We start from the raw sequence: 18,823 nt of genomic DNA on the forward strand, positions 1-18,823 counted from the left end.
TGTGTTTCAATAGTCAGTCTTTTCCGCTTAACCACAAATTACTCATAGTCAAGTTCGGACTATGTTCGTAATTAACAGTTAATGCTCAAAGCCTAGCGACTATTGGCACACTTCCTTCTAGTCAAACTCGCCCATTTCTTTCATTGTGCTTTCAAATCTCGTTTTAATGTAATTAGCAGAAGTTTTCAGCTTTTCATTTTCTTCCTCTGTAAGATTAAGCTGAACCTGTTCTAAGATGCCCTTTTTACCAACAATTGCAGGATAGGATAAATACGTTCCAACCTCCTCACGATAGTTTGAAACCGGAATTTCAGTTCTGGCATCACTCATAATAATATTAGCTAAACGAACTGCAGCAGTCGCAATTCCGTAATTAGTATATTTTTTACCATGAAAAACAGTATAACCGCCAGCTCTAGCCATTTCATCCAATTTTTCCAAATCAATATTACGTTCTTTTGCGATTTCGGTAATGGGCCTTCCCAAAACATTAACAGTAGACCATGCAGTAAATTGGGAGTTACCATGCTCGCCTAGATTATAGCCGGAAACTGAGCGTGGATCGATACTTAATTCTTTTGCCACAGCTCTTCTCATTCTGGATGAATCAAGCAGAGTCCCAGTCCCAATAACCCGTTCCTTAGGTAATCCAGTGAATACCTGATACATTGAAGTAATGACATCACATGGGTTAGTAATATCAATAAAGACGCCGTTAAAACCTGAGGCTTTAACTTTTTCGCCAACTGCTTTTGCCGCTTTACCAGTAAAGGGAAGTTCAATAAACCGATCGTGTTCTTTATTATCTTTCTGCAGTTTGATGTTTCCTACTGCAGAGATCACTACGTCAGCATCTTTGATTGTAGTATAATCATTAACAATAATATTCGTATGTGCATTCAAATTAGACATTGCATCTTCAAAGTCAGTTGCATCAGCAACTACTTTATCTTCATTTGTGTCAATCAAGACCAGCTCGTCAGCAAACCCGCCTGCAACTATGTAGTGTGCAACAGTTGAACCGACATGCCCCATTCCAATTACACCGATTTTTCTTGTCATACAATTTCCTCCTTTTTGTTACTTACAAAAGCAGTGTATCATATTATTTAGCTCTTTTTTCATTTTAATTTAATTAATTTATCATCAGGGCCTCAAAAACAAAGTTAACACAAATCATTTGAAAACTGTAAAATTCTTTTACACAACGTCAGTTTTTTATTTAAGCCTTTCGTCTTGCTGTTTTACATAAGTAGAAGTGCTCTTGACCCTTGAAAAAACAGGGGCTACAAAATGATATCCCAAACCAAGCACTGCTCCGATAAAAGCAGGAACCACCCAGTCCATCCCAAGCGATGCGAATGGAAGTACACTACGCTGGAAAACGGCTGCAGCAACTCCGAATGAACTTTGGCTAACTACAGGCGGGAAAGCACCAATCATATCAAATAAAGCAGGAATGGCTGTAAAAATAACTACAAAAGCATAAACAACAGGATCGCGCTTAAACAGCGGGGAACAAACAGACAACAAGATCAAAACCATTGCAAATGGATAGAGGAACATCAGCATAGGGGTCGACCATTCAATAATAGTGTCCAAACCGAAATTTGCAGTTGCAAATGACGCCAGACACATCAACCCTAACCAAACACGATAGCTCACCCTAGTAAAATGCTTATGAAAATCCTGAGCAAAAGCGGCTACTAAACCGATCGCAGTTGCTAAACAAGTAACAGTTAATAAGGTTGCTAAAAGCGCATGTCCGAAACCTCCCAAATAGTAGGTTACTAATTGGTTAAATGCAACTCCGCCATTATCGGACAGCTTATAAACAGACAATGATGCTGCGCCTATCCAGATCAGCACTATATAGATTAATCCAATTGCACTCGTGGCAAAAATACCGGCTTTTGCTGTTACTTTAGCATTGCTGTTTGAGCGTGTCTTCCCTAACTGCTTAATTGCACTAACAATAGTTACACCAAAGGCCAAACCAGCAAGGGCATCCATTGTATTGTATCCTTGCAAGAAGCCATTAAAAAAAGATGTATGCCGATAAGCTGGAGTTACTGTTGCAGTAGCGGCATTCCCCATTGGACTAAGAAATGACAGCAGAAAAATACTGAATAATAACAAAAGAAATAACGGATTCAAAACTTTGCCGACGCTCGACATAACGTTTGACTCGCGATAAGAAACGAAAAATGCAAGACCGAAAAACAACGCTGTAAAGACAAGCAGCCCGGCATGACTCCAAGAAGCCGGCAAAAGCGGCTGTACTCCAACAGTAAATGGAACAGTAGCAGTACGCGGTGTTCCAAATAATGGTCCAATTGTAGCGTGGATCAATACCATAAAAGTTAGTGCAAAAACTGACCCTAGGGGTTTCCCGATGTCATAAACACCCTCCGATCTGGTAACACTGATTGCTAACACAGAAAGCAGCGGTAATAATACTGCCGTCAAAAGAAAGCCGACTGTAGCCATCACCCAGTGGGAACCTGCCATCTGTCCTAAATGAATGGGAAAGATCAAATTACCTGCGCCAAAAAATAGTCCAAAAAGCAGCGAGCTAACCACAAAATAGTCTTTCTTAGTTAGCTGTTTATCATTTAAATCATGTAATTCGTTCATAGTTAATAATCTCCCAACGTAGTCTCGATTTTTTCATACTTTGTCTTAACTTACTAATCTGAGGTTTCATAAAATCATCTCCTTTAATAACAAAAAAGCACCTCCCGACTCGTCTTTCGAATCAGAGGGTGCTGACGCACGGTACCACCTCATATTGTAGTTTCTTCAACAAAGAAACTACCACTTCACGTACAGTCTTAAAGACGATACGCTAACACTATAATGGGTGTTACCAATGTACTTTACTAATATTCAGGACATCGCTCAAAAGGGATTTTCCTAACTTGGAACATGCTTTCTTTCACCTGACGAAACTCGCTTTATGTTTCAGAATTAGTACTCAACTTTCTCACAGCGTTTTTTAATTAATCTTTGCGATGATTATAAAAAAGTATTTCTAAGATGTCAATCATAAATTTAACTAGTTTCCTTTCTTGATTACAGATCACCGCAACTACTTCCATATATGACCCTAATTAAATGCTATTTCAAAAATATGCTTATAGGTTCATAACTAATTTCTTTTTAAATTCCCTATTGTTTTTTTAATTCAGCTTGTTATAATAAGAACATTCGTTGGAAAAACTGCACAGCAGTTAAAAAATAAGGGAGGTTAGATAAGCATGTCATGTATAAATAATAAAGCTATTTATTTATCAGTAATTCAAATTATTAGCCTAGTCATTATTAGCCCGCACGATGTGCTATCTAATGTCTCGGCTTTTTAAAAACCGAAAATTGGAGCCCACCGTGCGGAGAAATTTTTTGCTTAGCAGGTGGGCGTTATTATTTTGAGTTCTTAAAACTCGCCTGCTAGAAATTAGCGGGTGAGTTTTTTGTTATTTTAAAGTCGAGTTCTTCTCAAGGGGGATTTTTTGTGAATTGGAAAAAAGTTTTATCTGTATCAACGGTTTTTGCAATAAGTGGTCTTGCACTTACTGCATGTGGTAGTAAAAGTTCCGGACAGGCTGCATCCAAACAAGTGCTGCGCTGGTCAGAAACTTCTGAAATGCAGACCTTAGATCTTTCAAAAGTAGTAGATACAGTCAGTTCCGACATGATCAGCAACAGTACAGAAGGACTTTACCGTCTTGGAAAGAACAGTAAAGTCACGCCTGGTCTTGCCACAAAAACACAAGTTTCAGATAATGGATTGAAGTATACTTTTACACTGCGCAAAAACAGCAAGTGGTCAAATGGTGATCCAGTAACCGCAAATGATTTTGTGTATTCATGGCGCAGAACGGTTTCACCGAAGACTGCCTCAGAGTATGCCTATATTTTTGAGGGAATCAAAAACGCAGCAGCTATTTCTGCTGGGCAAAAACCCGCTTCCACATTGGGTGTAAAAGCACAAGGCAAGTATAAATTAGTGGTTACCCTGGAGCGGAATATTCCGTACTTTAAACTTTTAATGGGCTTCACTACCTTCTTCCCGCAAGATCAAAAAGCAGTTGAAAAATATGGTTCAAAATACGGAACTGCTGCAAAGTATATGGTCTATAACGGCCCTTACAAAGTAACCGGCTGGAGCGGTTCAAACTTGAAATGGAATTTGGTTAAAAACAACAACTATTGGGATAAAAAGAACGTAAAACTTGATAATATTTCTTTCCAAGTGACAAAGAGTCCAACAACTTCATATAATCTTTATCAAGATAATAAGCTGGATGAAACGTATCTGAATGCTGAACAGGCTAAACAGTTAAGCAATAATAAAGAATATGTTTCATTAAAACAAGCCCGTACTAACTACTTGGAATTCAATCAGGCCAAAAAAGAATTCCAAAATAAAAAGATTCGTGAAGCAATCTCTTATGCGGTCAATCGTCAGCAACTGGTGACAAAAGTTTTGGGTAATGGCTCGCTTCCAGCTGAGAGTATTGTTTCAAAAGGATTAGCGCTTCGCAATAATAAAGATTTTTCCGATGCTGCCAAGACAACGGCTGGCGTATCCTATAACAAAACAAAAGCACAAAAGTTGTGGAAAGAAGGCTTAAAAGAATTAGGTGTCAAAAGTTTAAGCTTTTCTCTGCTCAGTGACGATGACGACGTTAACAAGTCTGTTTCAACTTACCTGCAAAGCCAACTCGAAACTAATCTGCCAGGTGCCAACGTTTCAGTGTTGAACTTGCCTAAAAAGACAAGGATCACCCGCTCAACAAGCGGACAGTTTGATGTCGTAGTTTCCGGCTGGGCTGCCGATTTCTCAGACCCGATCAGCTTCTTAGACCTCTTCACCAAAAATAATTCTTATAATTTTGGTAAATGGAGTAATGAACAGTATGATAAAATGATTACTGCTTCTAAAACAACCGATGTTAACAACAGCAGTAAACGCTGGGATGATTTGGTACGGGCATCTAAGCTCTTGAACGAAGAACAAGGTGTAGCACCTCTTTATCAATTATCTCAAGCTCAAATGCTGAAAAGCAAAGTCAAGGGTGTTATTTATAATACTGCTGGGGTAGCATTCAACTTTAAGAATGCTTATATCACCAAATAAAAATTTTTAACTGCTTTAAATTTTTAAAGAAGCGATAATTAAGGTATGCAGTATCTTGATTAACTCGTGTTTAAACAAAAGAAACTAGCTACTGAAACAAATTAGTATAAATGAATGCTGCAGAATGTTTATAAAGAGGCCTAGGTCAAAAGCTATATTTTGATCTAGACCTCTTTTTAACCTATTATATACGAATTAATGTGTTTCAATAGTCAGCCCTTTTTCGCCTAACCGTCAATTACTCATGGTTTAGCAGCTACTGACACACTTTTTTGTATGTACATCCATGGGCTTACTGTTCTTTGAAATTCGACTTAAAAATAAAACGGCAGTTCCTGCAAATATTAAACCCATAATTAATTAGCATGGTATGTCCGCAACGCGGACAATTTCCATAAAAAGGCTTGCGAATAACAATTTTTTTTTGCTCACTCTTTTTCATAGCTCTCCGCCCTTCAACATACTCATGTATTAGTTAAACATGTTCTTTATACGTAGATAATTGCAAAACCATTATGTCCGACATGCGCCATTATAATTGGACTGGTAAGATTGCAGAAGATGCTTATATCAGGACGTCTTCTTTTTATTTCCTCCCGAATCTTGAAAACAGCTTCTTCTCCGTCAACGTATGACAAGCCTACCTGTTTAATGCTTTTGTCTTCAATAATATTTTTTACAATCTTAGCTACTTTTAAGTCAAAGCGCTTTTGCCCATGGGATTTTCCCTTAACTTTAAAATTTCCTTCTTCCAATGTCACCAACAGTTTTAATCTGATTGCAGAAGCGATAAAACCTGTTGCTCTGCTTGCACGTCCATTTTTAACCAAGTAATCGATATTATTAATAAAACAGTATAACTTAATCTTTTTGTCAATTTTTTTTAATTCTGCTACTACTTTCTCTACATCATCAGTATTTCTTCCTAATTCGACAGCTTTTAAAAGTACAAAACCCAGCGCCCTATCAGTAAAGCCGCTATCTAATACCGTAACTTGAGCCCTTGTCTGCTTTGCAGCCATTCGAGCAGTCTCTACAGTACCGCTTAATGTTTTAGTAATATGAATAGATAGGATCGGGTCATTATACTTGCCCAGCGTATTATAGACATTCAAAAACTGGCCTATTGCTGGCTGACTTGTCCTAGGAATTTCAGTACTGTCAGCTAAACTTTCTGAGAATTCTCTACGCGAAATGTCTTTTCCATCAAGACCGGTTTTCCCGTCAACCTCTAACTGCAATGGAATTACAGTAATGTTATTAGCAATTATTTCCTCACGCGATAACTGTGCTGTTGAGTCAGTTACGATTCGCAACATTCCTAACGCCCCCTGAATCATCTTTTTATTAATGATAGTATAGCATCTCTTGTGTAATAACGTTTTCTTTTCTTATCTTTAAATATTTTTTATGTCACAATAGGGAACGCGCCAACAGTTGTTAAGATTTGAGCGATTCGTGGCTACGTGGGAACAGGCTGACTATTGAAACACGTTAATATAGAAACTGTAAGAGCGTACAAAAAACTGAGTCAAAACATAAGTTTTGGCCCAGTCTCTTCTGTATTATCCATATTAACGCACTTCAGCAGCCAAGCCGGACCAAGTACTTATAGTCAAAGAGACCTAACTTCTGCCTGACCTCTGCTAAAAAAAAGTCTTACTAACTAACATTACTGCTATCATCAAAATACAAGAAGAGATAAATGCAGCTAAAAAGGCATTCTTACCACGTTTCACAATCACTTTAAAATTGACACTCATCCCCAGCGCAGCCATTGCCATCCCTAAAAGGATATAAGCTAGTTTAACAAGGCCAGCCAGTAATGCCGTTGAAAATGGAAGGAAAGTCCCCAAAACACTAGTCAAGATAAAACCTGCCATGAACCATGGAATCGGTAGCTTTGTCTTGGAAGCTGCATTAGCAGACTGTACACTAGTTTTTTTCTGATACCAGATACCAATCAACACTGCAGCAGGAGCCAACAGCAGTACACGTGAAAGCTTAGTGATGATCGCTGTGTCTAAGCTTACCGGTCCTCCTGCGCTTCCAGCGGCAACAGCATGCGCAATTTCATGCAATGAACCGCCTGTCAGTACGCCAAACTGTACCGGTGTCATATGTATTAAAGGCTTTAAACCAATTTCAATCAAAGTGAAGATCGTTCCCAGTATACAAACAATCGCGACAGCTAAAACTTCATTTTCCTTTTGTCTTTCCTTTTTTTCTTCTGAAACTTTGATCTGAGGTGAAACGCCCATAATAGCTGCTGCACCGCAAATACTTGAACCAGTGGCCGTAAGAATAGCGAGCTCTCTTTCTACTCCTAAACGGCGTGCAATCCAGTATGTCAGTGCAAGCATCCCTGCTACAATACAGATTGCCAGCAAAATTGATTTGACTCCTGCTTGCGCCAACTGAATTAAATTCAACTTAAACCCCAGTAAAATAATACCGGCACGCAAAAATTTATTTGAAATAAAACCTGTTCCATCCTGAGCAGCATCAACTAAGCCAGGGCTGACCTGCAGCAACATTCCCAACAGTAAAGCAAGTACCAACGCCCCTACAAGTGAAAGGTAGGGTAGTTGAGCTAAAAAAGATCCCAACAGAGCACAAATTAATGTGAGCCCTGCTGAAAACCAAAATCCTCTTTTTCTAAATATCGACACAATGTAACCTCCTCTATGCAATAGTTAAAGTATACCCGCCGCTTTGCATTACTTAAAATAATAGTTTATTATTTAAAAATAAAAATTACTTATGTAAAGGATAAAAATTATGCTTAATCAACCCTACTTAACTTTTTTAGTTTTGACCCAAACCTTGTCATACACTAAAACAGCACAGCAGTTATTTGTTACACAACCGGCTGTATCCCAGCAAATTCAACATTTGGAAAAAGAACTGGGATTAAAATTAGTTGAATATCATAGACCACATTTAACGATTACCTCAGCTGGATACCAATTAGCTGATTTTTTGCAGAAAACAAGCGTGCAGGCAAAACAACTATTGCAGCAATTGCAGACTCCTAAAAAAGCAAAAAAAATAACCTTCAGTGCCACACTTTCTTTGAGCGAATTTCTAGTTCCGGAAATGATCAAAAAAATGTCGCTAAATAGTGAATTTGTAAATATAAACTGTCTTGTAGGCAATACTCAACAATCACTCACTGCAATAAGAAAGGGGCGAAGCCAATTTGCTTTAATTGAAGGAAATTTTGATAAAAATAAGTTTGATTATCAAGTTATCCGCTCTGAACCCTTCAGCGCAGTAGTCTCTAAATATCATCCCCTTGCAAGAAGAAAAAATCTGACTTGGGAAGAACTTTTGCACGTCCCTTTGATAGTCAGGGAATCCGGGTCAGGTTCACGCGAAATTTTAACAAGCCTTGCCTACGCAGAAAACATCAGTCTGCATGATTTTGATCAGCTTATTACAGTCTCAGAACCCGTTTTGATTCGTCAACTGCTGCTGCAAAATGTCGGGGTAAGTTTTCTATACCACTCCCTCATAACCACCCAGCTCAACAATGGTGAGCTGGTTGAGCTTAACCTGACAAATGCCCAAACTACGCATGATCTCTATCTTGTTTATCCTAAAGGAAGCTACTTTAAAAAAAGTTATGAACGCTGGTTGTATTAACAATAACCAGTCTTTAGACCATTAGAAATCTATATTTGTGCTATTCGTACTCAGCAAAAAACTTATATTTGCTTAAAATTTATTGTTTTCAAACTTTTTTTTATTGTTTTATAATGAAAGTGTTTAGCCCACTAATTTATTTTTCAATTATAAAAGCAGAACTTTTCCAAAAATTAGTGCTATCAGTTTTAAAGGAGGATTTTTTCTATGTTAGAAAAAACATTGTACCGGCAATTACTAAGCAGAGCGTTTGATATCCCGGTTGCAGTTACATATTGGGATGGTAAAACAGAAACCTATGGTACAGGGATACCAGAAGTTAAAGTCTCTTTAAAAAAAGAGATCCCGCTGCGGGCAATGACGTCACAACCCACACTTGTCTTGGGTGAGGCCTATATGAATGGTGAAATTGAAATTACGGGAAACCTGCAGGAGCTGATTGCATCTGCCTACCGTCAGGCTGGAAGTTTTTTAACCAATAATCCATTCTTAAAACACCTTCCTAAAATTTCTCATTCAGAAAAGGAAAGTGAGCATGATGTGCAAAGCCACTATGATATCGGCAATGATTTCTATCAACTTTGGCTAGGGAAAACAATGATTTATTCCTGCGCATATTTTGAACATGCTGATGATTCATTGGATCAAGCACAACTCAACAAAGTACACCATATCCTAAACAAATTAAAACCAGAACCTGGAAAAAAGTTACTGGATATCGGCAGCGGCTGGGGAACACTTCTTTTTGTAGCTGCAGAAGAATTCGGATTAGAAGCGACCGGCGTTACGCTTAGTGAAGAGCAGTATCGGTATACACAGCAAAAAATCAAAGAAAAAGGTTTAGAAGGAAAGGTCACTGTTCTGCTGACAGATTATCGTGAAATTAAGAAACATTATGACTATGTTACTTCAGTAGGAATGTTCGAACATGTCGGTAAGGAAAACCTTGAACTCTACTTCAAAAAAGTACAAAAAGTTCTTGTACCAAATGGTCGTGCCCTAATTCACGGAATTACCGGACAGCATCAAGGTGCCGGCGTTGATCCTTTCATGAACAAATACATCTTTCCGGGCGGATATATTCCAACGGTTGCCGAAAATCTAACCCATATTATGAAAGCAGACCTTCAACTTTCTGATTTGGAGCCCCTGCGTAGACATTATCAAAAAACACTTGAAATCTGGTATAAAAACTATACGAGGGTCATTCCTCAAGTCAAAAAAGAATATGGTGAACCATTTTCAAGAATGTGGTCACTTTATCTTCAAGCTTGCGCAGCCTCTTTTGAAGCCGGAAACATTGACGTAATGCAATATTTGCTGACTAAAGCTCCCAGTGGAACCGGTCTTCCTATGACAAGAAAGTATATTTATCAACTTGAGAAATAATAGCTGTTTTATCTCGCAAAAGTAAAGAGTAGGCTACTTATTGAGTAAATAAAACAAGCTAAGATTAGATCTAGTTCAAGGAACTGATTAATGTAGTACTTTATTAATTCAGCCCTGCGGACTGGATTTTTTTATTTATACTGAAAATGAAGCTAAGATCGCACATAGTCCTTGGAACTTAGAATCCGTGATAAAAAGGGAGTGTGCCAATAGTCGCTAGGTTTTGAGCATTAACTGCTAATTACGAATATAGTCCGAATTTGACTATGAGTAATTTGTGGTTAAGCGGAAAAGACTGACTATTGAAACACGTTGATACAAAATTGCAAAAGAGTCCAAAAAAACTGAGCCAAAACATAAGTTTTGACCCAGCCCCCCTTATTTTAATCTGCAATATGCTCATTAATGTACTTCAATAATTAGTTTTTTATTTACTAAAAATTACCCATGACTGAAGCAGCTTATGTTTATAATTCTAACAATGCTCAAAAAATCCTGATTTTCCTTACGTATTTTTATTGCCGCTGGTCTGCTTTAGAAACCGTTAACTGGCTATTGCGATAATGTTCGCTCAAAATAGCCACTATTGTTTTGCTAGTCAAGAGCATTGCTTCTGTCGTTACAAATTCATACGGTCCATGAAAATTTTCACCACCGTTAAAAAGATTAGGTGTAGGAATCCCTTTTTGTGTTAGCGCATTCCCATCTGTTCCACCACGAAAAGGATGTACCAGCGTTTTTAATCCAAGCTTTTTATATGTTCCTATTATCAAATCAGTAATGTAAGGATGCTGCTGGATTGCTTCATCAATATTGTAATACTGATCATTCATTGTCAAATCAATCCGCGATTGCGCAAATTTGCTATTTAACTGATTAACAATCCGTTGTAAAAGTTTCTTTTTGCTAAGAAATTTTTCTTTATCAAAATCCCTGATAATAATGTTCAGCTTAGCTTCAGAAACAGTAGCTGAAAATTCTGTTACCAAGAAAAAACCTTCTTTTCCCTTGCTTAGTTCAGGAACTTGGTCACTTGGCAGCTGCGCTACTAGCCGGTTGGCAAGCATAATCGCATTTGTCATCAAACCATAAGCATTTCCAGGATGGACAGCTGTACCTTTAATAACAATTTTAGCTTGAGCTGCATTGAAGGTTTCATTTTCCAATTGACCTGGCAGACCATTATCTAAAGTATAAGCAAACTTCACGTTAAATTTGCTGATGTCAAAGCGTTTTGCTCCTAATCCGATTTCTTCATCTGGTCCAAAGGCAACGCTCACGGCTCCATGCTTAATATGGGGATGCTCTAAAAAATACTTCAATGCTGTGATGGCTGCTGCAATTCCTGCCTTATCATCAACACCGAGCAATGTGGTTCCGTCACTTGTAATCAGCCTTTGACCACGATAATTTTTTAAATTTGGAAATTCACTGACACGCATGACAATTCCAGCTGCTTCATTCAGTAAAACATCCTTGCCATCATAGTTTGGATGAACTTCAGGATGAACATTTTCAGCAGTAAAATCAGCAGTGTCCAAATGTGCAATGAAGCCTATCGGTGCAATGTCACCTGGCGCATTGGCAGGCAGACTGGCGACCACATAACCGTCTTTATCATCATAAACAACATTTTTAAGCCCTAACTTCTTTAAATCTGCAGCAATAAGCTTTGCTAATCTAACCTGGCCCTTTGTGGTCGGGATACTAGTACTATTTTCATCGGATCTCGTATTAATTTTTGCATATTTAATAAAGGCCTGTTCGATAAAATCCGAGTAATTTTCACCTAACATTTTTTACTTCCTCACTTAGTTTGCAATATAAGTATTTTTCCAGTCATAGGGCACACCTGCAGGATTATAAACTACATTCTTAACATTTGAACGTAAAAGTTGTGATTTTGCAACTTGATACAAAGGAATTGTTCCTTGCTGCTCCATTAACACTTTTTCAGCAGCAACCAGTTTTGCCCAACGTTTTTCAGGCTGGTTACCATACGTATTTTCAGCCTCTTCAAGAAGTTTATCAAAGTCATTGTTTTTCCAGCCGGCAGTGTTGTATGAAGAATTGCTTTCGTAAACATCCAAAAAATTAATCGGATCAGCAAAAACTGACTGCCACGTTTTAACGGAGGCATCATAATTACCGGCACTTTGTTTAGCAATTAACTGTACAAAGGGTATCGTTGAAACCTGCACTGAAACTCCGGGTAATTTAGCCAATGCACTTTGGAGGTATTCAACAGCCTGCTTGCTGCTGTCAGTATCTGCCGTTAAAATTGTAAATTTCAAGTCATGTGTTCCCGTTTCTTTATAACCTTGCTGGAGCAGTTTCTTAGCCCTTGTTAAATTATATGAAGTTGCTTCCTTTACATAAGCTTCATCATTAAAAGCCTGTTTTGTTTTTGGATTATTTCCCATCCCTGAAGGAACAAATCCTTTAAGACTGACTGAACCATCTTGAAGCACATTTTGAGTTAATGCTTTGCGATCTATTGCCAGAGAAATTGCTTTACGGATATTTAAGTTCTTAAAAGCCGCAACTTTATTTTGATTCAGATCAAGTCTGGTAGTAGCTGTTGGCAACCTTTTAACAAAGTCCTTATTATTGGTATTATTCTTTACTTGCTGTCCACTTAACAGTGTTTCATCAACCTTCTTGCCAGAATATAAATCATAACTGGTTGTTGTACTTTCCGTTACCAGTTCATTTATTTTCTTTAGATGAACATTTTTAGTATCCCAGTAGTCATTATTCTTAACGAGTGTCCATTTCTTATTTGTTCCCGTCCATTTAGTCAGCTTATACGGTCCGTCTGAAACAGTGTAACGTGCCTGAGTACCATACTTTGTTCCAAATTTATCAACAGCTGTTTTATTCACCGGGAAGAAAAGCGGCCATGCTAACAGTTTTTTAAAATAGCTGACTGGTTTTGTCAGCTGCACTTGCAGCTTATATTTGCCAAGTGCTTTTATTCCCAAATCATTCAGGGATTTCTTTCCGTTATTTATCTCTTCAGCATTTTTAACCTGAAAAAGATAAAAAGCGTCTTGGGAAGCTGTTTTAGGATTGACCGTCCGCTCCCATGAGTAAACAAAGTCTTTAGCAGTCACTTTTTCACCATTGGACCATTTAGCATTTTTCCGCAAATCGAAAGTATAAGTCTTTCCGCCATCCGAAACTACTGTTTTAGTTGCCAGTGCATTTTGTGGCACTCCATTTTTATCCAAACGGTAAAGCCCTTCTTGTGTGTTCAAAAGTGTATTAAAGCTTAGTGTATCAGTTGCTTTGGAAAGATCTGCTGTTGCCAACAGCGAACTTTCAGTCCAATTCAAAGTCTGTTCAGCTGCATACTTGCCGCTGTTCTTACTTTCAGCGCTATTTTTACTGCCGCAAGCAGTGATAACTGATCCCAGTGTTAAAACCGCAAGCCCTAATTTAAAAACCTTATTCATCAATAATTTCCCCCTTTTTTAAATAAGCACTTTATATTTTAGATAAAAAAAATCCCTCCTGAGCCTAAGCTCAAGAGGGACGAAATAATTGCTGTCTTTCGTGTTGCCACCCAATTTCAATAAGACCTCACAGTCTTATCCTTACAAGGTACTACCATACCTGTATGCTGTAATGGGCACTCCCATGAACAGTTTGTTCAAAACTTGCTGTTCAACCACTCCAAGACCATCTTCACAATTATTACCTATTCCCGTTCTCATCATTATCGGTTTTTCTGTAAATAGTTTTTCGTTGCTACTCATCTTATCAAAGTTAAGTCTTATTTATTAAAAGTAATCCTACACTATACCAAGAAACGTTGTCAAGCTCTTATAAAACTTTCTTGATACTGGATAGCACAATATCACCAAAACATTAATAGTCAAAAACACTTTGTCTTAGTTTGCTTAATCCCGTATTGCTTTGGATTCAACCCAGCCTTTTGCAAGTTATCTTCGTAGGTAAGTGGAAAAAGCTGACTGTTGAAATCCACTAATACGGAAACTGCAAGAGAGTACAAAAAACTGAGTCAAAACATATGTTTTGACCCAGTTTCTCATTTTGTTTTGGTAATATGCGCATTAATATTTTTCAAACTACTTTCAATTTCTAGTATTGATCAATCAGCAACTGACGAATTTCAGATAAACTTGGTTGACGCGGATTAGCTGGTGTGCACTGATCGTTATAAACTAGGTCAACCAGTTTATCAAGTGCACGTTCAAAATGTTCCTTGGTGACCCCATTTGCTGATAACTTGGGAGTTACACCAACCGACTTCATTAATTGATCAATCTTTTGGCAAAGCTGGTCAACAAGTTCCGCATCATTTCCGCTTTGCAAGCCGATGAAACGCGCAATATCAGCGTAATCTTTTTGCCCACGGTAGACTTCATAACGTGGAAATGGTGTTCTTTTGACCTTGCCAGCTACTCCATTAAAATGAATGACATGCTGCATTGCAATTGAGATTGCCAACCCATGCGGCAAACCAAACTCCCCACCGGTTTTATGTGCTAATGAATGATTGATTCCCAAAAATGCATTTGCAAAAGCCATTCCAGCTAGAGTTGCAGCATAATGCATATTTTCGCGGGCTTTTTCACCTCTGGCAGTTGGGTGCGCAGCATCAAACTTATACGAGTCTTCCAGATTCTCAAAGACCAGTTTAATTGCTTGCAGCGACCAAGGACGTGTGAAATCTGACGCCATCACGGAAACATAAGACTCTAATGCATGTGACAGTGTATCTAAACCAGACCATGATACTGTTCTTTTAGGCACTGTCATAACAAATTCTGGATCGACAAGCGCAATTTGCGGTGTCAGTTCATAGTCCGTTAATGGATACTTAACATGTGTACGATCATCAGTAATAACTGCATAAGGAGTTACTTCCGAACCAGTTCCTGAAGTTGTGGGAATCGTCACTAATTGAGTTTCAAGTTGATGATGGAATTTCACGATTCGTTTTCGGATATCAATAAATTTCTGCTGCAGACGCGTAAAGAGTTCACTGACTTTTTCATAGCTGTCTAAGAATCCAGGTTCCTGCTCTAATGAATACTCATAAATAAAACGTGCGATTTTGGCTGCATCTAGCGCAGACCCACCTCCGATGGCAATTACCGTGTCCGGTTTAAACTGGGCCATTTGTTTAGCAATTTCAATAGTTTGCCCAAGAGTCGGATCAGGCCGAACTGTACCATACATTGAAGTCTCGACCGGTTTCTTTCGCATGTTCAACTGATCAAAGATCTTTTCAACAAATCCGAACTGTACCATGCCTGGGTCTGCAACGATAAAGGCGCGTTTGATATTCTCAACCATATCCTGCAAATACGTGATTGCATTTTTTTCGTAATAGATTTTCTCAGGTAGGCGTACCCATTGAGGTCGATTCCGTCTTTTAGCAACTGTCTTAACATTCAAAAGGTCTTTTGTTGATAAATTATGTGACAATGAATTCTTCCCCCATGATCCTGTTCCTAATGTCAAACTCGGGCGTAATGCATCAGTGTAGATGTCACCAATTCCACCGATTGAATCCGGCTGGTTAACCAGGATCCTTGCGGCTTTTGTTTTATCAGCATATTCATTAATAAACGGATCCGTTTGAGAACCAATCTGAATCGCTGCATTATGTCCGGCTCCTTGATAATTAAGCAGAGCAGAAACGATCTCAATTCCAGCCTGACGATCTTTTGCTTTATAAACCGACAGCAGCGGAGAAAGCTTTTCAGAAGACAATTTTTCGCCAATTTTTTTTGGATTCAATTCGAATAGTAAAACATCCTTATCCGCCGGCAACTCAATTCCTGCTTGAGCTGCAATCCAAGATGCAGGTTTCCCTGCGACTGGCCCGTTGACCCCATGACGATCATTGAAAACAAAGTCTTCTACTTTTTTATAATCTTTTTTAGGAACTAGGTAAGCTCCTTTGGCAAGCATCTTTTCCATCCAAGAAGTATACACAGCTTCTTCTACAACAACCGAATTTTCAGTAGCACAAATCATCCCATTATCAAAACGTTTAGATAACAGCAGATCTTCTACTGCACGATCCAGATTTGCTGTATGGTCTACAAAACTTGCACCGTTTCCAGCTCCGACTCCCATTGACGGATTTCCAGACTTCAATGCCGCATTGACCATTCCGGGTCCTCCTGTTGCTAAAATAGACGCAATTTTCGGATTGTGGATCAATGCAGTTGTATTTTCTAAACTAGGGGTTTCAATCCACTGGACAATATCTTTAGGAGCACCCGCTTCTACTGCAGCCTCATACAAAATTTTAGCAGCATGTACTGAACATCTCTGTGCCTGAGGATGAAAGGCAAAAATAATCGCATTTCGCGTTTTAAGTGCCAGCAGTGTTTTAAACATAGCTGTTGAAGTCGGGTTAGTAGTTGGAACAATTCCAGCTAAAACACCCAAAGGAGCGGCAATTTCAACTTTCCCGGAAACCTTGTCTTCGCCGACAATTCCTACCGTTTTGTCATCCTTAATAGTATTGTATACGTTTTCAGTTGCAAACCGATTTTTTGTATCCTTATCTTCGACCACACCGCGCTGTGTCTCATCAACGGCTTCATGTGCCAACATTAATGCCGCTTCAGAGCCTGCCAAAGCTGCGGCAGCAACGATTTTGTCTACTTTTTGCTGACTATAAGTTGCGTACAGCCGTTCAGCTGTAAGGGCTTTTTCAACTAATTTATTGGTATAAATCTCTGCGTGTTCATATCGTTTTTCTTTTTCTTCAGGTAAAAGTGCCTTTTTTACTGTTTTAGTAACAGTCATATAAATTCCTCCCTAACTAAATTATTTCAACAATGTTTGTGAAATATTTAACTTGCATTTCTATAATACATCATATCTCTTTGTATTGTGAATTTCAACACTTAAATCGAAAAAAAATTTTTTATTATAAGTGCTGATATAAGAAGATAAATTATAGAAAAAATTTTTAAAAAACACCAAAAAAACACAATATTGTGAATTTAATAACATAAAATAATATAGTAAATTTATGATATTTTGCCCATTTTCTCATTTGAGAATCCAGCTGAATTTGTATTTATACGCTTGCAGCTGTCTTTTACGAAAAAGCTTTGTTCGACCATCCATTTGTTTTATAATAAGATAGGTTTAATTAAGGAAAGTATCCAACATCAACTTAAACGAAAAAATAAATACCATAATAAAATTATTGAAAAGGCTGGAAACTTGTATGAGTACGCACGCTGTAGTGGCTTTAATTGTTACTTATAATCGCAAAAAACTATTAAACGAATGCCTGTCTAGTCTCTTAGAACAAAGCGCTCCTTTAAAAAAAATAGTTATTATTGATAATAATAGCTTAGACGGAACTAACGAACTTTTTGAAAGCGGTAAGTTCAGCAATTTTGAAACTGTGATCTATAAAAGATTAGCAGCTAACATTGGTGGTGCTGGCGGTTTTCACGAAGGATTAAAGTTTATTAATGAAAATTTCGACTGCGAGTGGGTTTGGATAATGGACGATGACACAATTCCGGCTAAGAATGCGCTTGCTGAACTTCTGAACGGCAGCAATATACTTAAAAATGAAAAAGTAAGCTACATTGCAAGCTCAATCTTCGGTCCTCAAAACGAGCCCATGAATGTCCCGACAATTTCTCTCAATAAAGCACCTAACGGCTATTCTTTTTGGTATCAGTACCTTAAAGAAGGAATGATAAGTATTCGCCAAGCCACTTTTGTTTCTCTGTTGATCTCAAAAAGAGCTATTGATGCCGTTGGTTACCCACTTAAAAGCTACTTTATTTGGGGAGACGATACAGAATACACTCTGAGACTGGTTGAAAATTATGGTCCTGCCTTCTTTAATGGGAAAAGTATTGTGCTTCATAAACGCAAAAATTGCAAAGCATTATCAATCAGAAAAGAAGAAAACGAAAACCGAGTTAAAATGTACAAATACTTTTACAGGAATAAGCTTAACAATTATTCTCTTTACTATCCTAAATCTGCTTTTCTATGGGAATATCTGAAATGTTTAGTACTCGGCTTTTATTTACTCTTCGACTTTAAAACTAGTTTTAGGATAAAAAAATCTTGTGCTGTTCAAAAAGCATGGTGGTCTTTTAACTGGCTAAAATTTACACACAAACGTTTACAATAAATTTTATTGATTCAAAACAGTGCATATTCGAATGGTCTTATATACACAAGAATTTATGGTTATTTTCAAAAACCTTATAGTTTAAATACCTTCTAACTAATGAAAGCACTTGTAGCGCAGCCCTTTTAATGTTATCTTTAAAAAGAACTAAGGGCTATTCAGCTTTGACTGGGGCGACACTGGCTTTTTGTTCGCACGACACTACTGTGACCCTGCCTTTTATGAGGCAGGGCTTTTTGTACAAAAAGGGGAGTGTGCCAATAGTCGTTAGGCTTTGAGCATTAACTGCTAATTACGAATATAGTCCGAATTTGACTATGAGTAATTTGTGGTTAAACGGAAAAGACTGACTTATGGATCACGTTTATCCGGAATAAGTAGAGGAACTAGGCTAAAATTTCACTTTTGACCCAGCCCCAAGAGTCCAATCATAACCACCCGTCTAACGGGTGGTTTGCTCCAGGGCTATAAGCCCTATGTAT

The 18,823-nt window shown here is 38.0% G+C and carries 12 protein-coding genes and 1 other annotated feature; of the genes, 4 read left to right on the forward strand and 8 right to left on the reverse strand.

The genetic code is table 11. The features are described 5' to 3' along the window. Window positions 1-117: 117 nt before the first annotated feature. Window positions 118-1,062 (reverse strand): L-lactate dehydrogenase, encoded by a 945-nt coding sequence (locus FD46_RS04640; RefSeq protein ID WP_057896011.1) that lies wholly within the window; start codon window positions 1,060-1,062, stop codon window positions 118-120. A gap of 156 nt (window positions 1,063-1,218) precedes the next feature. Further along, window positions 1,219-2,637, reverse strand: coding sequence for a branched-chain amino acid transport system II carrier protein (brnQ, locus tag FD46_RS04645; protein WP_057896012.1), 1,419 nt, complete (start codon window positions 2,635-2,637; stop codon window positions 1,219-1,221). A gap of 121 nt (window positions 2,638-2,758) precedes the next feature. Next, window positions 2,759-2,999: a binding site (T-box leader), on the reverse strand. A gap of 515 nt (window positions 3,000-3,514) precedes the next feature. Here brnQ and FD46_RS04650 point away from each other — a divergent pair. After that, complete coding sequence (locus tag FD46_RS04650; protein WP_057896013.1) at window positions 3,515-5,143, forward strand: peptide ABC transporter substrate-binding protein; 1,629 nt, start codon at window positions 3,515-3,517, stop codon at window positions 5,141-5,143. A gap of 488 nt (window positions 5,144-5,631) precedes the next feature. Here the strand turns inward: FD46_RS04650 and FD46_RS04655 are convergent, their stop codons facing one another. Both FD46_RS04655 and FD46_RS04660 read right to left on the reverse strand, forming a co-directional pair. Then, entirely contained in the window at window positions 5,632-6,462 is an 831-nt protein-coding gene (locus FD46_RS04655; RefSeq protein ID WP_057896014.1) for a DegV family protein, read from the reverse strand. Between the two features lie 327 nt (window positions 6,463-6,789). After that, window positions 6,790-7,815 (reverse strand): YeiH family protein, encoded by a 1,026-nt coding sequence (locus FD46_RS04660; RefSeq protein ID WP_157047090.1) that lies wholly within the window; start codon window positions 7,813-7,815, stop codon window positions 6,790-6,792. 109 nt (window positions 7,816-7,924) lie between these two features. Here FD46_RS04660 and FD46_RS04665 point away from each other — a divergent pair, with 109 nt between their 5' ends. After that, entirely contained in the window at window positions 7,925-8,791 is an 867-nt protein-coding gene (locus tag FD46_RS04665; RefSeq protein ID WP_057896015.1) for a LysR family transcriptional regulator, read from the forward strand. A gap of 207 nt (window positions 8,792-8,998) precedes the next feature. Next, complete coding sequence (locus tag FD46_RS04670) at window positions 8,999-10,180, forward strand: SAM-dependent methyltransferase (protein WP_057896016.1); 1,182 nt, start codon at window positions 8,999-9,001, stop codon at window positions 10,178-10,180. Window positions 10,181-10,695: 515 nt separating this feature from the next. Here the strand turns inward: FD46_RS04670 and pepT are convergent. The 4 genes from pepT to adhE form a co-directional block, all read right to left on the reverse strand. Continuing rightward, entirely contained in the window at window positions 10,696-11,976 is a 1,281-nt protein-coding gene (pepT, locus tag FD46_RS04675) for a peptidase T (RefSeq protein ID WP_057896017.1), read from the reverse strand. A gap of 15 nt (window positions 11,977-11,991) precedes the next feature. After that, on the reverse strand, window positions 11,992-13,638 hold the full coding sequence (locus FD46_RS04680) for a peptide ABC transporter substrate-binding protein (protein ID WP_057896018.1): 1,647 nt from the start codon (window positions 13,636-13,638) through the stop codon (window positions 11,992-11,994). Window positions 13,639-13,779: 141 nt separating this feature from the next. Then, a complete protein-coding gene (locus tag FD46_RS10595) occupies window positions 13,780-13,941 on the reverse strand; it encodes a hypothetical protein (RefSeq protein ID WP_235805571.1) in 162 nt (53 codons plus the stop codon). Between the two features lie 346 nt (window positions 13,942-14,287). Beyond that, the gene (gene adhE, locus FD46_RS04685; protein ID WP_057896019.1) at window positions 14,288-16,978 is read right to left on the reverse strand and encodes a bifunctional acetaldehyde-CoA/alcohol dehydrogenase; all 2,691 of its coding nucleotides are present in this window, start codon (window positions 16,976-16,978) and stop codon (window positions 14,288-14,290) included. A gap of 430 nt (window positions 16,979-17,408) precedes the next feature. On the opposite strand from adhE, the gene FD46_RS04690 reads away from it, so the two are divergent. After that, complete coding sequence (locus FD46_RS04690) at window positions 17,409-18,341, forward strand: glycosyltransferase family 2 protein (RefSeq protein ID WP_057896020.1); 933 nt, start codon at window positions 17,409-17,411, stop codon at window positions 18,339-18,341. Window positions 18,342-18,823 lie beyond the last annotated feature (482 nt).

It is taken from the genome of Liquorilactobacillus oeni DSM 19972 (genome assembly GCF_001436275.1).
Lineage (GTDB): Bacteria > Bacillota > Bacilli > Lactobacillales > Lactobacillaceae > Liquorilactobacillus > Liquorilactobacillus oeni.

Bases quoted from the DNA above. Each gene is read 5' to 3' on its own strand.
- FD46_RS04655 (WP_057896014.1), bottom strand. From the start codon at position 6,462: ATGTTGCGAATCGTAACTGACTCAACAGCACAGTTATCGCGTGAGGAA.
- pepT (WP_057896017.1), bottom strand. From the start codon at position 11,976: ATGTTAGGTGAAAATTACTCGGATTTTATCGAACAGGCCTTTATTAAA.
- FD46_RS04690 (WP_057896020.1), top strand. From the start codon at position 17,409: ATGAGTACGCACGCTGTAGTGGCTTTAATTGTTACTTATAATCGCAAA.
- FD46_RS04640 (WP_057896011.1), bottom strand. From the start codon at position 1,062: ATGACAAGAAAAATCGGTGTAATTGGAATGGGGCATGTCGGTTCAACT.
- brnQ (WP_057896012.1), bottom strand. From the start codon at position 2,637: ATGAACGAATTACATGATTTAAATGATAAACAGCTAACTAAGAAAGAC.
- FD46_RS10595 (WP_235805571.1), bottom strand. From the start codon at position 13,941: ATGAGTAGCAACGAAAAACTATTTACAGAAAAACCGATAATGATGAGA.
- adhE (WP_057896019.1), bottom strand. From the start codon at position 16,978: ATGACTGTTACTAAAACAGTAAAAAAGGCACTTTTACCTGAAGAAAAA.
- FD46_RS04680 (WP_057896018.1), bottom strand. From the start codon at position 13,638: ATGAATAAGGTTTTTAAATTAGGGCTTGCGGTTTTAACACTGGGATCA.
- FD46_RS04665 (WP_057896015.1), top strand. From the start codon at position 7,925: ATGCTTAATCAACCCTACTTAACTTTTTTAGTTTTGACCCAAACCTTG.
- FD46_RS04670 (WP_057896016.1), top strand. From the start codon at position 8,999: ATGTTAGAAAAAACATTGTACCGGCAATTACTAAGCAGAGCGTTTGAT.